Raw genomic sequence first — 14,281 nt, forward strand, 5'->3', positions numbered from 1 at the left:
GCTGCTGCCGCAACAGAACGGGACGAGACAGCGCAGGCTGTCTCGTCCCACAAACAGGTTCCCGCCATGTCGGTCGAAACGCGTCAGAGCTTTGGAGCTTTCAGGATGCCGGCAGGCTTCGGTGGCCTGCTGCCGGCGCTCATCCTGATTGCGCTGTTCTTCGCCGTCCCGGTGCTGGCCCTGCTGTTGCGCAGCGTCACCGAGCCAGCGCCCGGCCTGCAGAACTACGCGACATTGCTGGGCGACGGCACCTATGCGCGGGTGTTCTTCAACACCTTCCTGGTTGCGGCGGTCGTCACCGTCGTTACCGTGCTAGTCGCCTTTCCAGTCGCCTGGATGCTGGCGATCATGCCGGCGGCCCTCGCCTCGATCGTCTTCGGCATCATCATCCTGTCGATGTGGACCAATTTGCTCACCCGCACCTATGCCTGGATGGTGCTGCTGCAGCGCACCGGCGTTATCAACCGGACGCTGATCGCCATTGGCGTCATCGACCAGCCGCTGCCGCTCATCAACAATCTCATCGGCGTCACCATCGGCATGGTCTACATCATGCTGCCCTTCATGATCCTGCCGCTGGTCGGCACCTTGCGGGCGATCGATCCGATGACGCTGCGTGCCGCGGCCCTCTGCGGTGCCAGCCCGTTCCAGGCATTCCGCCGCATCCTCCTGCCGCTGTCGCTGCCCGGCATCGCCGCTGGTGGCCTGATGGTGTTCGTCATGTCTCTCGGCTATTTCGTCACCCCCGCGCTGCTCGGCGGCACGTCGAACATGATGCTGGCCGAAATGATCGCGCAGATGATCCAGTCGCTGCTCAATTGGGGGCTCGGCAGCGCCGCCGCCTTCATCCTGCTGGTCGTCACCATGGCGCTCTACGCATTGCAGCTGCGCCTTGTCGGCGCCCGGCGCGTGACGGGAGGCATCTGAGATGCTGCTCGATTACGACCGTATGGGATGGCTGAAAATTGCCCTGCTCGGCTTCACCGCGCTGGTCGCCGCCTTCCTCCTCTTGCCAGTGGTTTTCATCGTTCTGCTGTCGTTCGGATCGTCGCGCTGGCTGGCCTTTCCACCGCCCGGTTGGACACTGAAATGGTACCAGGAGCTGTTTGCCGACCCGTCCTGGCTGGAGGCGGCGCTGACCAGCGCCCGCATCGCCACCATGACGGCGATCCTTGCCGTGGTGATCGGCCTTCTCGCCTCGTTCGCGTTGGTTCGCGGACAGTTCCGCGGCCGCGAAATCCTGCGCGGCCTGCTGCTGACGCCGATGGTCCTGCCGGTCGTGGTCTTCGCCATCGCCATTTACGCCTTCTTCCTCCGCCTTGGCCTCGGCGGCACAACGATCGGCTTCGTCATCGCCCACACCGTGCTGGCGCTGCCATTCGCGATCATCCCGATCGCTACGGCGCTTGAAGGCTTCGACAAGTCGATCGAGGATGCGGCGATCGTCTGCGGCGCCAGCCCGCTCGAGGCCAAGCTCAGGATCACCTTGCCGTCGATCAGGATCGGCATCTTTTCCGCGGCGATCTTTTCCTTCCTTGCCTCCTGGGATGAGGTCGTCGTCGCCATCTTCATGGCCAGCCCCACCTTGCAGACCTTGCCGGTCAAGATCTGGGGCAGCTTGCGCTCGGATCTGAGCCCGGTGATCGCCGCCGCCTCCAGCCTGCTCGTCGGCCTCACCCTTGCCCTGATGGTGGTGACGGCACTGCTGCGCCGAAAGTTCCAGACATGACCCAGTCCTTCCTCTCCATCCGCAAATTGCACAAGGCGTTCGGCGCGTTCACTGCCGTGCATGACGTCACGCTTGAAATACCCAGGGGTGAATTCCTGACCTTTCTCGGACCGTCGGGCTCGGGAAAATCGACGACGCTCTATGCCATCGCCGGCTTCCAAGATCTAAGCTCGGGGGATGTGCAGCTGGAAGGCAAGTCGCTGCTCGCCGTGCCATCGCATAAGCGCAACATCGGCATGGTGTTCCAGCGCTACACGCTGTTTCCGCATCTGACCGTGGCGGAAAACATCGCCTTTCCGCTGCGGGTTCGCCGCCGGCCTGATGCCGAGGTGAAGAGGAAGGTCGCCGACATGCTGGCCCTGGTGCGGCTTGAGAGCTTCGCGGCCAGGCTGCCCGGTGCGCTGTCGGGCGGCCAGCAGCAGCGCGTCGCGCTGGCCCGGGCGCTGGCCTACGACCCGCCTATCCTGCTGATGGATGAGCCGCTTTCGGCGCTCGACAAGAAGCTGCGCGAGGAAATCCAGGCCGAGATCCGCCGCATCCACCGCGAGACCGGCGTCACCATCCTCTACGTCACACACGACCAGGAAGAAGCGCTGCATCTATCGGACCGCATCGCCCTGTTCAAGGACGGCCGCATCGAGCAGACCGGCACCGGTGAGGACCTCTATCTCAGGCCGGCAACCGACTTCGTCGCCGGCTTCATCGGCAATTCCAATTTCCTCGCCGCCGAACATCTCGAAACTGTCGACGGGGCGGCAACGATCCGGCTGGCGGACGGTTCGGTCGTCTCCGGCGTGAGCGTCAACGGTGCTTTCGAGAAGGGGCAAAAAACCAGGTTGATGATCCGGCCGGAAGCGTTTGGCATGGAGCGAAAGCCGGCGAGCGCGGAACTCGCTGTCGAGATCGTCGATGTCGCCTTCTATGGCGAACGCCGGCGCATCGTCGCGCGCACCGCCGCCGGACAGGAGATCGACATCAGGCCGACATCTGCCGCCATGCAATCGCATGATGGAGCGCAGTCCCGCCGGCAGGTGTTTTTCGATCCGGCCGCCGCGTTCCTGTTCCCGGCCTGACTGTTGGACCAGACAGGCCTTTGCGGAAATCTATTCGGCGGCAACCCTGGCGCCAGAGCGATGGGCGAGCACAAGCCCGACCTCGTCCACGGCTTGCGCGACGCGCTTCAGGATCGGCTCCGACCGAAGCACTCCGTCGGTGAAATCCTTGTCGGTGGCGTAGACCGCCGTCGGCAAGGCAAGCGCTTCAAAGAAGCCGAACAGCGGCCGCAATTGATGCTCGACGATCAGCGCATGCCGCTCGCCGCCGCCGGTCGCCAGCAGCACCACTGGCTTGCCCTTCAAGGAGACCGGATCGAAGAGATCGAAGAAGTGCTTGAACAGGCCGGTGTAGCTGCCCTTGTAGGTCGGCGAGCCCACCACCAGCACATCGGCATTGACGATGCTGTCGAGGATGGCCCGCGCCTGCACGTCGAGGTCACGTGCCCATTTGGCGCCACCGAGCGAAGGGCCGAGATCTTCCACGTCGTAGCTGCTCGCCGACAGGCCATGCTGGCGCGCAATGTCCTTCACCACCTGTTCGACGAAGCCGCGCGTCTTGGACGGCCGGGTGAAATTGCCGGAAAAGCCGACGACGGTTGGATTGGGCATGCTGTGGCACCTTCTTGCTACGGGCAAGCCCGCCTTCAGTGTCTACAAGTTTGATAGACTTCCGAATGCGGCAAAAGGAATGATAGGCCTTTCGGCACCGCCACGACGAACTATTTTTCCATTCGTTAGCGCAAACGGATGATGGCGGCGATCAATTTTCGGCGAGCGACACGAACCGTCCAACCGGCACGAAACCCTTATCCGATGCGGCTGCCGCCTGCCGGATCGAACAGATGCAGCGCCGCTGGATCGGCGGACAGCCGCACCACGTCTCCCGGCCGAACATTGCTGCGCCCCATGACAAAGACGCAGACCTGCTGTCCCGCCATCTTGACGTAGAACTGGGTCGACAGCCCGAGCGGCTCCACCACCTCAACCTTCGCCGTGAGCGCACCGTCTTCGACGAGCTGGATATGTTCCGGCCGCAGCCCGACAGTGAGCGCGTCGCCATTCTTCAGCGGCAAGCCATCCGGCAATCTGAGCTTCTGGCCATCGGCCAGCACCGCCTCCACCTTGCCGCCCTTGTCGACCGTCGCCGGCAGGAAATTCATGCCTGGCGAGCCGATGAAACCGGCGACGAACATGTTGATCGGCCGGTCGTAGAGTTCCAGCGGATGGCCGACCTGCTGCACGAAGCCGTCATGCATGACGACGATGCGGTCGGCCATGGTCATGGCTTCGATCTGGTCGTGTGTGACATAGACCGAGGTGGTCTTGAGTTGCTGGTGCAGCGCCTTGATCTCGGCGCGCATGTGGACACGCAATTTGGCATCGAGATTGCTGAGCGGCTCGTCGAACAGAAACACCTTGGGATCGCGCACAATGGCACGGCCCATGGCGACGCGCTGGCGCTGGCCGCCCGACAGCTGGCGCGGCAGGCGCTGCAGGAAACTGTCGAGGCCGAGCCGCTTGGCGGCGGCACCGACCCTGGTGTCGATCGTCGACTTCTCGGCCTTCTTCAGGAGCAGGCTGAAGCCCATGTTGGACGACACGTCCATATGCGGATAGAGCGCGTAGGACTGGAACACCATGGCGATGTCGCGGTCCTTGGGCGCGACATCGTTGACCAGCCGGTCGCCGATGCGGATCTCGCCGCCCGAGACCTCTTCCAGCCCGGCGATCATGCGCAAAAGGGTCGACTTGCCGCAGCCGGACGGTCCGACCAGCACGACGAATTCGCCGTCGGCGATTTCGAGATCGACGCCGTGCAGGATGCGCAGCGAACCGTAGTCCTTCTCGACATGTTGCAGCGTGACGGAAGCCATCGATTATCCTTTGACCGCACCGGCGGTGAGGCCGGTGACGAGATAGCGTTGCAGGAAGGCGAAGAAGATGCAGACCGGGATCAGCGCGAGGATCGACGCCGCCATCATCTGTCCCCAGTCGACGGCGAATTTGCCGATATAGGTGAGCAGGCCGACGGCAAACGTCTTCTGGTCGTCGCTGGAGATCAGCATCAGCGCGAACAAAAGCTCGCTCCAGGCAGCGGTAAAGACGAAGCCGAGCGTCGCGCCCATGCCGGGCAATGTCAGCGGCACGATCACCTTGCGCATCGCCTGGGCGCGCGTGCAGCCGTCGATCATCGCCGCCTCTTCGAGATCCCTGGGGATGCCATCGAAGAAGGACTGCATCAGGAAGGTGGCAAAGGCGGTGTTGAAGGCGGTGTAGATGATGATCAGTCCGACCAGGCTGTTGGTGAGGCCGAGTTCTCCCATGACCCGGTAGATCGGCGGAATGACCATCACCAGCGGAAAGGTCTGCGTGAGCAGCAGCATGATTGCCAGCGTCGCCTTGCCGCGAAAGGTGAAGCGCGACATGGCGTAGCCGGCCAGCGTGGCGATGACGGTGACGAAGGCTGCCGTCGACACCGAAACGATGACACTGTTCATGAAATAGCGCGGAAAATCAGAGGCTTCCAGCACAGTGATGAAGTTGTGGAAGGTCGTCTGCGACGGCCACAGCGTGATGCCTTCGGAATAAAGCAGCCGCTCCGGCGTGACCGATATCTTGAGCGTCCAGAAGATCGGGAACAGTGCGAAGATCATGTAGGCGGCAATGGCGCTGTAGAGGCCGATGCCGCTGACAATGCGCGAGGAGGTCGAGCGTCCGGCAATCATCAGACGTGCCTCACCAGCGAGCGGCGGATGGCGATCAGCGCGATCGCGTAGACGATCAGCAGCACCAGCAGCAGCACCGCCACCGCCGAGGCATAGCCCTTGTCCAGCGACTTGAAGGCGCTGACATAGATGTAGACCGGCACCGTGCTGGTCGAGCCGGCAGGTCCGCCCTCGGTCATGACGAAGATCAGGTCGGCGAAGGTGGCGATCCAGATCGTGCGCAGCATGACGGTGATGACGATGGTCGGCGCCAGGAACGGCAGCGTCACCTTGCTGAAGCGCTGCCATGGCGAAGCGCCGTCGATGGCCGCGGCTTCATGCAGTTCCGACGGGATCGACTTCAGCGCCGCCAGCAGCGTGATGGCGAAGAACGGGATGCCGAACCAGATGTTGGCGATGATCGGCCCCCACATGGCGGTGGCCGGATCGGACAAGACGTTGGTCGGCTCGGCCTTCAGCCCCAGCGCAAACAGCCAGTGCGGCAGCGGCCCGATGATCGGGTTGAACAGCCATGCCCAGGTCAGGCCCGACAGGAAGGACGGCACCGCCCAGGGCAGGAACACCACAGCCTGGACGAACTTGCGGCCGATGAACGGTTTGTCGAGCAGCAGCGCCAGGCCGAGACCGAGGAAGAACTGGAAGAACAGGCTGGCAACCGTCCACCACAGCGTATTGACCAGCGCCTGCCCCAGCACCTGGTCGGACAGCATCGCCTGATACTGGCCAAGGCCGACATATTCCGATTTGAAGGCGGAGAATTTGCGGAACGAATAGCTGATGCCGACGATCAGCGGCACCACAAGCACCACGACCAGAAGCACGATCGCCGGGCTGAGATAGAGCCAGGGCTCGATGGCGGCATGGGTCAGCCGCTTCGCTCGCGGCTTGCCTGCGGGTCGTATTGTGGACACGGCATAGGTCATACGGACAGCTTCGTTCGGTTGAAAGGGATGAGCCAGCGTCGATGACAGCGTCCTTCTCCCCGTCACTATACGGGGAGAAGATGCCGGCAGGCAGATGAGGGGCAGCGCTAGCCAGACAAAGTATGGTACCGCCCCTCATCCGTCACTTCGTGACACCTTCTCCCCGTGAACGGGGAGAAGGGAAAAGCTACACGCCTACTTCTTGTTCTTGGCCAGCCAGTCCTGCTGCTCCTTGGTCAGGAACGCGGCCCATGCGTCGGCCGCCTCCTTGGCCGTCTTCTGGCCGAGCAGCACTTCCTGGAAGTTCTTGATCGCCACCTGGTCGACGAAGTTGCCGAGGTTTTCCAGATGCGTCGGCGGCGTCACCATTTCATATTTGGACGTGTCGCTGAGCTCGGTGAACCAGCCCTTGAACTGCTCGGTCTTGAAGTGGGCATCCTGGTCGGCGCCATTGTGGATCGGCACGACGCCGACCTCCTTGGCCCATTCCAGATTGTCCTTGGGCGACAACAGCGTCGCCATCAGCTTCCAGGCATCGTCCTTGTGCTGCGAATTGGCGAACATCGCCCAGCCGGCATAACCCAGCGTCGGATAGGATTTGCCGCTCGGCCCGACTGGCAGCGGCGCCACGGCGAAATCGTCGGCGCTCATCTTGTCGGCGATGCCGAGCAGCGCGTCCGGATCCTGGTTGAGCATGGCGCAGGTGCCGGAATAGAAACCGGTGACTGTTTCATTGAAACCCCAGCTCACCGCATCCTTTGGCGCCAGTCCGTCCTTGTACATGTCGGCCAGCATTTGCAGGCCCTTGACCGAGCCTTCATCGTTGATGGTCGAGGTGCCGTCTTCGTTGAAATAGCCACCCTTGCCCTGAGCGATATTCATGAACATGTGCATGCCGTTGAAGGCGCCGGGGCCACCGCGCAGGCAGTAGCCATATTTGCCTGGAAGCGCCGAGATCTTCTTGGAGTCGGCAACGAATTCATCGAGCGTCGCCGGCGGGCCGTCGAGACCGGCCTCCTTGAACAGTTTCTTGTTCCAGAACAGCGCGTTCACATAGTAGCCGTAAGGGATCATGAACTGCGTGTTGTTGACCGTCGAGCCGAACTGCTTGGCGCGGTCGCCGAGCGTCTTGGCGTCGTCCCATTTGGCCATGTAGGGGCCAAGGTCCTCGAGCTGGCCGTTGGTGGCATAGAGACCCATCCAGCGTTCCGGCATCTCGACGATGTCGGGCGTATCGCCGGCCTGCACCATGGTGAGGAATTTCTCGAACGCCTGGCCCCAAGGCAGCGAGACCAGCTCGACCTTGACGCCGGGATTGGCCGCCTCGAACTCGGCGATCTGCTTCTTCAAGAATTCGGTGCGCGGCGGGCTGGTGATGACCTCGACCATCTTCAGCGTGGACTCGGCCAGCGCACCGCTGGCGGAAATTGCCAGGCCGGCGGCAGTGGCAAGCATGATGCTCAGTCTTTTCATGTCAGGTACTCCCATTTTGAACTGCCTCGTTTATTTTTTTGCTTTGTCGAAGGCCTGGGCGATGTCGGCCCAAAGATCCTCGACACTTTCCAATCCGACGTTGAAGCGGATGGTTCGGGGGCTGACGCCGAAGCGCGCCATCGAATTCAGGCCCGGCGTCTGCTCGAGCGAGGCCTTTGCCGGGACCACCAGGCTCTCATGGCCGCCCCAGCTGACGCCGATGCGGAAGAACTTCAGCGCGTCGACGAAGGCCGGAATGTCGACATCCTCGGTCACTTCGAAGGAAAACAGCCCGGCATAGCCGGCCAGTGTCGCCTTGCCCGGATGGTTGGAATAGGCCGGGTGGTTGACGCGCTCGACCTGGCCATGCGCCTTCAGCCGTTCGGCGATGGTGAGCCCGCTCTTCATGTGATGCGGCAGCCTGAGCGGCAGCGTGCGCAGGCCGCGCAGCAGCAGCCACGCCTCGAACGGCGACAGCTTGCCGCCGAGCGAGGAATAGGTCTGCTCATTGATGCGGGCGATATGGGCGGCCGAGCCGGCAACCACGCCGGCGACGGTATCGCTGTGGCCGCCGAGATATTTCGAGGCCGAATGCAGCACGAGGTCGACGCCATGCGAGATCGGCTTCTGGAACACCGGCGAGGCCCAGGAATTGTCGATGCTGGTGATGATGCCTTGCTCCTTGGCCAGCCGCGCCAGATGCGCGATGTCCTGCAGTTCGAACATCATCGAGGTCGGGCTTTCCAGATAAAGCAGCTTGGCGCCGGGCAGTGCCGCCGCGACCGCATCGGGGTCGGAGCCATCGACATAGTCGACCTTGATGTTGAGGCGCGGGAACAGCCGCTCGAACAGCCGGTAGGCGTCGCCATAGCAGTTGCGAACGGCAACGATGCGCTCGCCGGCGCCGACGAAGGCAAGCACCGTGGCGCTGATCGCCGCCATGCCGCTGGAAAAACCGCGCGCCGCTTCCGCGCCTTCAAGCGCTGCGACGCGCGCCTCGAACTCCATCACCGTCGGGTTGTCGCCACGCGAATAGATCGGCTGCCGCCGCCGGCCGGCAAAAGTGTCGGCCATCTCGGCGTAGTTGGCGAAGGTGAACAGCGAGGTCTGGTAGATCGGCGGCACCACCGCGCCACCGGGGAACGGATCGTCATGCGCCAAAAGCGTCGCCGCTTCAGCGAGATAGTCCATTTGAAAACCGGTCGGATGCTCGTTCATTTTCGGTCCGAAAGTTTGAGTTTGGCGGCGCCGCGCTTCAAATCGTCCTCGACGGTGGCGATCAGCTTCAGCGCCTCGGCCCGGGCTCCCTCCGGGTCATGCGCGGCGATGCAGTTGTACATGGTGCGATGGTAGGGAAAGCTGGCGTGGCCGAAATCGCGCACGCCGAGCGGATGCTCCCAGAAGCGGTGGAACAGTTCGTGCATGGCGGCGATGATCTGCTCGAATAGCGGATTGCCGCAGGCGCGGTAGATCGACTGGTGGAACTCCCAGTCTTCCTCGGAAGACATGCCGGCGCGGGTGTGAAAGGCCTCTTCCATGATGTCGAGCTTGCGCTCGATCTCGGCGAGGTCTTCCTCGTCAGCGCGGATGGCGCAAAGCGCCGCGGCTTCCGCTTCCAGCGCGCGGCGGATTTCCAATGTCCGCATCAGGCCGGTGAAATCATTGCCGCCGGCGAGCGTCAGCGGCATGTGCAGCATGTCGAGCGAGACGGCCGCCTTGAGATAAGTGCCGCTGCCTTGCCGCCGCTCGACGAGGCCAAGCCCCTCCCAGCGCGTCAGCGCTTCGCGCACCGTGTTGCGGCTGACCTTGAGGCGCTCGGCGAGGATGCGTTCGGTCGGCAGTTTCTCGCCAGGCTCCAGCTGCTCCTGCATGACGAAGCCGGCCAACGCCTTCAGCACCGCATCGTCGCGGGCCGTCGTCTGGATGGGCGGAAGGAAATCGGTCACGCCGGCTGAGCCTAAAGTGGTTCAATGGTCCAACCAATTTCTGCACGGGGTGAGGAGCGAGTCAACCGCCAAAATGAAGCAAGGTCGAATAGCGCGGAGATACGCCATTCGACCGTGCTGTTCAGCCGTGAGCGCGCGACGGCGCAGGATCCGCACTGGCGCTGCGCCAGCGCGCGAACATTTCTTCGCGAACCCGCCTCGAACCAGAGAGGCGCTCCTTTGCCTGCGCCAGCACAGCGGGCGAAGCCTCGGCAGGCGTGCCAGACTGGAAGGGAGGAGCCGGTGCATATTCGAGCGAGAGCTGCACAGTCTCGGCCTCGGCCTGTCCGAGCAGCCTTGCAACCAGCACCAGCCCGAAATCGATTCCCGAGGTGACACCGCCGGCGGTGATCAGATTTCCGTCCTCGACAATGCGCTCGTCGACAGGAATGGCGCCGAACTCGGCAAGGAAGTCATGCGCATACCAATGCGTCGTCGCCCTCTTGCCCCTCAGCAGCCCGGCCGCGCCGAGCACCAGGGCGCCGCTGCACACCGAAGTGACGTAGCGTGCATGTGCTGCACGCCCACGCACGAAATCAAGCACGGCCTGATCCTCCAGCAGCGCGTTGACGCCTCCTCCGCCTGGAATGCACAGCACGTCGAGAGGCGGGCAATCGTCGAAGGTCGTCGTCGGGTTGAGGGACAGTCGCGTCGACGACATCACCGGATTGCGATCCTTCCAGATCAACTCCACCTCGGCGCCCTTTGCCGAGGCCAGGACTTCATAAGGGCCGGTGAGGTCGAGCTGCTGGACATTGGGGAAGACAAGGACGCCGAAACGAAGGGTCATGGAAATCTCCACAGGTTGACTCCAGCCAATCTAAGGCATCATGCTTTGGCACGATCGCCAATCACCCCTCGTTTCAAGCCAAACCGCCATGCGCCATATCGAAATCCTTGCCTATCCCGACGTCCAGCTCCTCGATGTCAGCGGGCCGCTGCAGGTTTTTGCCAGCGCCAACGACTTCAGGATGCAGGCCAGCGAACCAGCTCCCTACGAGGTCGCGGTCGTCGCCGCCTCGCCGCGGATCAGGACATCGGCCGGTCTCGTGCTGGAGGCAGCGGCACTGCCGGCGCACGGGCTGGAGATCGACACGCTGATCGTGCCTGGCGGATGGGGCGTCAACGCGGCCTGCGAGGACTCCGAGCTGATAGATTGGGTGACCGGGCGCTCGCGCGACGCCACACGAACGGCCTCCGTCTGCAGCGGCGCCATGCTGCTGGCTACGGCAGGCCTGCTCGACGGCCGCCGCGCCGTTACCCATTGGGCACGTTGCGCCGAGTTCGCCCGGCGCTTTCCGGCGGTCCATCTCGAACCCGACCCGATTTTCATTCGTGACGGCAATGTCTGGACGTCCGCAGGCGTGACAGCGGGAATCGATCTCGCGCTTTCCTTCGTCGAGGCCGACCTTGGCCGGCATATGGCTCTTGCGGTGGCTCGCCAGTTGGTTGTCTTCCTGAAACGTCCCGGTGGCCAGGCGCAGTTCAGCCAGACCCTCAAGCTGCAGGATGGCGACGAGCGCTTCGACCGGCTGCATGGCTGGATCCTCGAAAATCTGGCCGGCGACCTCTCCCTGGCGCAGTTGGCCGACCACGCCAATATGAGCCCGCGCAGCTTCTCGCGCCGCTATCACGAGGCCACAGGCCGGACTCCCGCCCGCGCGATCGAGGAAATCCGGATCGAGGCGGCGAGGCGGATGCTGGAGCGGGGCCTGGCCGTCAACCAGACGGCCCGCCGCTGCGGCTTCGGCTCGGAAGAGACGATGCGGCGCGGCTTCCTGCGCGTCCTCGGCACGAACCCGCGCGATTATCGCGAGCGTTTTTAACACGTTAGCTGACGATCTATGACTGCCCTTCAGCAGCCGCCAAACCGGGCGACGAACTGTTCGGCCGGCAAGTCGAAGGCCGACTTTTCCTGCATCAATCTTTCCAAGGGCCAGTCCCACCAGCGGATGTTCAGCATCGCCGCGATTGTCTCGTCGGAAAACCGCTTCCTGATGAACTTGGCCGGATTGCCGCCGACAATGGCGTAAGGCGGGACGTCCTTCGTCACCACACTGCCGGCAGCGACCACGGCGCCGTCGCCGATGGTCACGCCGGACAGGATGATGGCATCCGTTCCGACCCAGACATCGTGGCCGAGTTTGATCGGGCCGTTTGTTCGCAGATACTCGTAGGTCGATTTGGTTTTGAACAGCTGGTGCTGAAGCGCGTAGTTCGCGGCTGTCTCCGTCGGATGATTGGCTTGGCAGAAAAACCTGACGCCGGGCCCGATGGCGCAGAATGCGCCAATGTCCACCGGGGATTGTTCGCTGCAGTTCACGAACGATCCACCGCGCAGGCTCTTTGAGTATCGGCCAATCCTGGCGTGGCGCGGGATAGAATTGGGGTCATCCTTCAACCCCAGCAATATTCGCAATCTTTTGAAAGCCATGGTTTTCAGGATCCCCACCCTTTGCGCCGGATCGCCGGCGGCATCAGAGAAATCCACAGCCTATGCACCAACGCAATCCTGATCTTGGCTGGAAGCGGGTGTTGGTGTGGTCTGGCACCATTTTGCCCGAACGACATAGCCAGCCGGCCACATGTCTTTTCCTTTGACGACCGCAATGGCATGGTCGACTGGCACTGTGGGAGGACACTTGTTGAAAACCAAGAAGCTCATCAACGACGGCGGCAAAGCGGTCGACGAGATGCTGGCCGGAATCCTCGCCGCGCATCCAGGACATCTTCACGCCGTGCCCGGCAGCCCGCGCTCGATCATTGCCAGGAACGGTCCGCGCCCCGGCAAGGTCGGTCTGGTCATCGGTGGCGGCTCCGGCCATGAGCCGACCTTCCTTGGCTACGTCGGCAAGGGCCTCGCCGACGCGGCGGCAATCGGCAACGTCTTTGCCTCCCCTCCTCCCGACCCGATCCTCGAATGCGCCAAGGCGGTCAGCGGCGGTGCCGGCGTGCTTTTCATGTATGGCAACTATGCCGGCGACGTCATGAACTTCGACATGGCGGCCGAAATGGCCGCGATGGACGATATCGAAGTGCGCACGGTTCTGAGCACCGACGACGTCGCATCCGCGCCGCGCGGCGAAAAGCACAAGCGTCGCGGCGTCGCCGGCAATTTCTTCATCTTCAAGGCGGCGGGTGCAGCTTGCGACCGCATGCTGTCCTTCGACGAGTGCGAGCGCATCGCCATAAAGGCCAACGACCACACCTTCACCATGGGTGTTGCGCTTTCCCCTTGCTCTCTGCCGCAAACAAGGCGGCCGAATTTCGAGATCGGCGACGACGAGATGGAGATCGGCATGGGCATCCATGGCGAGCCAGGCGTCGCGCGCGGGCCGCTGAGAAGCGCCGACGAAGTCACCGACGAAATGCTCGATCACATATTGCAGGACATGGCGCCGTCGCGTGGCGACCGCGTCGCCATTCTCGTCAATTCGCTCGGGTCGACACCCTTGATGGAACTCTACATCATGAACCGGCGGCTGTCGCAAAGGCTGGCTGACATCGGCGTCGGCGTCCACGCAACCTGGGTCGGCAATTACTGCACCTCGCTGGAGATGGCCGGCGCCTCGATCACGCTGCACCAACTCGACGGCGAGTTGCAGACGATGCTGGACCACCCTTGCGACTGCGCCATGTTCCACACCGGGTAAACTTGGTCAAGGGCAAGGAACAAGAGATGACGAGAATCGACAGCGCCCGCCTCGCCGGCATGTTTGCGACCATCGCCGACGCCATGTCAGCCGACCGGGACCGTCTGTGCGCGCTTGACGGCGTGATCGGTGACGCGGACCACGGCATCGCTATGGAGCTTGGGTTCTCCGCCGCCCGCGATGCGGTCGCGGCATTGGACGCTGGGGCGACCGATCCAACCGCCTTGCTGAATACGGCGGCGAAGTCGTTCCTCAACGCCGTCGGCGCCTCCTCGGGCCCGCTCTACGCCACGGCATTCATGCGCGGCGCGGCAGCGGTGAAAGGCAAGGCGACGCTTGATGATGCGGACACGGTCGCCTTGTTCCAGGCCATGGCCAAAGGCATCCAGGATCGCGGCAAGGCCGAGCCTGGGGAAAAGACGATGATCGACGCGTGGGCGCCGGCCGCCGCGGCGGCGGGCGAGGCCCTGGCCGCCGGCAGGGGGCTGGCCGGCAGCCTCGCCGCTGCAGCCGAAGCCGCAAGGGCCGGCGCGGAAGCGACCAAGACGATGATCGCCACCAAGGGACGGGCCTCCCGCCTTGGCGAGCGCTCGCTTGGCCATATGGATCCAGGTGCCGCGTCCGCCGTAACCGTAATCGAGGCGATGCGGATCGCCTTGACCGAATAGACCAACTCCCTTTCGGGAAAGATCATATTCAAACAATAGGATAGAGGCTTACCTTGACTCTATCCGGCA

The 14,281-nt window shown here is 63.2% G+C and carries 15 protein-coding genes; 6 read left to right on the forward strand and 9 right to left on the reverse strand.

Translation table 11 applies throughout. From position 1 onward, the window contains the following. The first annotated feature begins 66 nt into the window (after positions 1–66). Genes AC1DVW_RS13650 through AC1DVW_RS13660 form a run of 3 tightly spaced genes read left to right on the forward strand, consistent with a single transcriptional unit; the run spans position 67 to position 2,802 of the window. Positions 67–927: an ABC transporter permease gene (locus AC1DVW_RS13650; RefSeq protein WP_477244302.1), complete on the forward strand. Its 861-nt coding sequence runs from the start codon at positions 67–69 to the stop codon at positions 925–927. 1 nt (position 928) lies between these two features. Next, complete coding sequence (locus AC1DVW_RS13655) at positions 929–1,729, forward strand: ABC transporter permease (protein WP_477275234.1); 801 nt, start codon at positions 929–931, stop codon at positions 1,727–1,729. Continuing rightward, entirely contained in the window at positions 1,726–2,802 is a 1,077-nt protein-coding gene (locus AC1DVW_RS13660; RefSeq protein ID WP_477323682.1) for an ABC transporter ATP-binding protein, read from the forward strand. Before AC1DVW_RS13655 ends, AC1DVW_RS13660 begins: the two co-directional genes overlap by 4 nt. A 30-nt stretch (positions 2,803–2,832) precedes the next feature. Here the strand turns inward: AC1DVW_RS13660 and msuE are convergent, their stop codons facing one another. The 8 genes from msuE to AC1DVW_RS13700 all read right to left on the reverse strand — a co-directional run bounded on the left by msuE (position 2,833) and on the right by AC1DVW_RS13700 (position 10,681). Next, complete coding sequence (gene msuE, locus AC1DVW_RS13665; protein ID WP_477323684.1) at positions 2,833–3,393, reverse strand: FMN reductase; 561 nt, start codon at positions 3,391–3,393, stop codon at positions 2,833–2,835. A 197-nt stretch (positions 3,394–3,590) separates the two neighbouring features. After that, a complete protein-coding gene (locus AC1DVW_RS13670) occupies positions 3,591–4,658 on the reverse strand; it encodes an ABC transporter ATP-binding protein (protein WP_477323686.1) in 1,068 nt (355 codons plus the stop codon). Positions 4,659–4,661: 3 nt separating this feature from the next. After that, positions 4,662–5,510 (reverse strand): carbohydrate ABC transporter permease, encoded by an 849-nt coding sequence (locus tag AC1DVW_RS13675; RefSeq protein WP_477323688.1) that lies wholly within the window; start codon positions 5,508–5,510, stop codon positions 4,662–4,664. Further along, entirely contained in the window at positions 5,510–6,433 is a 924-nt protein-coding gene (locus tag AC1DVW_RS13680) for a carbohydrate ABC transporter permease (RefSeq protein ID WP_477244292.1), read from the reverse strand. Before AC1DVW_RS13680 ends, AC1DVW_RS13675 begins: the two co-directional genes overlap by 1 nt. Positions 6,434–6,628: 195 nt before the next feature. Beyond that, positions 6,629–7,906 carry an ABC transporter substrate-binding protein gene (locus AC1DVW_RS13685; protein ID WP_477244290.1) on the reverse strand — a complete coding sequence of 426 codons (1,278 nt, stop codon included), beginning with the start codon at positions 7,904–7,906 and terminating at the stop codon, positions 6,629–6,631. Positions 7,907–7,936: 30 nt separating this feature from the next. Further along, a complete protein-coding gene (locus AC1DVW_RS13690) occupies positions 7,937–9,124 on the reverse strand; it encodes a PLP-dependent transferase (RefSeq protein ID WP_477323690.1) in 1,188 nt (395 codons plus the stop codon). After that, complete coding sequence (locus tag AC1DVW_RS13695; RefSeq protein WP_477244286.1) at positions 9,121–9,852, reverse strand: FadR/GntR family transcriptional regulator; 732 nt, start codon at positions 9,850–9,852, stop codon at positions 9,121–9,123. Before AC1DVW_RS13695 ends, AC1DVW_RS13690 begins: the two co-directional genes overlap by 4 nt. Before the next feature lie 121 nt (positions 9,853–9,973). Next, positions 9,974–10,681 (reverse strand): DJ-1/PfpI family protein, encoded by a 708-nt coding sequence (locus tag AC1DVW_RS13700; protein ID WP_477323692.1) that lies wholly within the window; start codon positions 10,679–10,681, stop codon positions 9,974–9,976. A gap of 88 nt (positions 10,682–10,769) precedes the next feature. Here AC1DVW_RS13700 and AC1DVW_RS13705 point away from each other — a divergent pair, with 88 nt between their 5' ends. Then, positions 10,770–11,717, forward strand: coding sequence for a GlxA family transcriptional regulator (locus tag AC1DVW_RS13705; protein WP_477323694.1), 948 nt, complete (start codon positions 10,770–10,772; stop codon positions 11,715–11,717). Positions 11,718–11,746: 29 nt separating this feature from the next. Here AC1DVW_RS13705 and AC1DVW_RS13710 read toward each other — a convergent pair whose 3' ends face one another. Beyond that, complete coding sequence (locus AC1DVW_RS13710; protein WP_477323695.1) at positions 11,747–12,190, reverse strand: CatB-related O-acetyltransferase; 444 nt, start codon at positions 12,188–12,190, stop codon at positions 11,747–11,749. A gap of 346 nt (positions 12,191–12,536) precedes the next feature. Between AC1DVW_RS13710 and AC1DVW_RS13715 the strand changes: the two genes are divergently transcribed. Beyond that, positions 12,537–13,544, forward strand: coding sequence for a dihydroxyacetone kinase subunit DhaK (locus AC1DVW_RS13715; RefSeq protein WP_477323697.1), 1,008 nt, complete (start codon positions 12,537–12,539; stop codon positions 13,542–13,544). Positions 13,545–13,570: 26 nt separating this feature from the next. Beyond that, positions 13,571–14,212, forward strand: a complete 642-nt coding sequence (dhaL, locus tag AC1DVW_RS13720) for a dihydroxyacetone kinase subunit DhaL (RefSeq protein ID WP_477323698.1) — start codon at positions 13,571–13,573, stop codon at positions 14,210–14,212. The last annotated feature ends 69 nt before the right edge of the window (positions 14,213–14,281 follow it).

The sequence above is a fragment of the Mesorhizobium sp. P3_B5 genome (genome assembly GCF_056402815.1).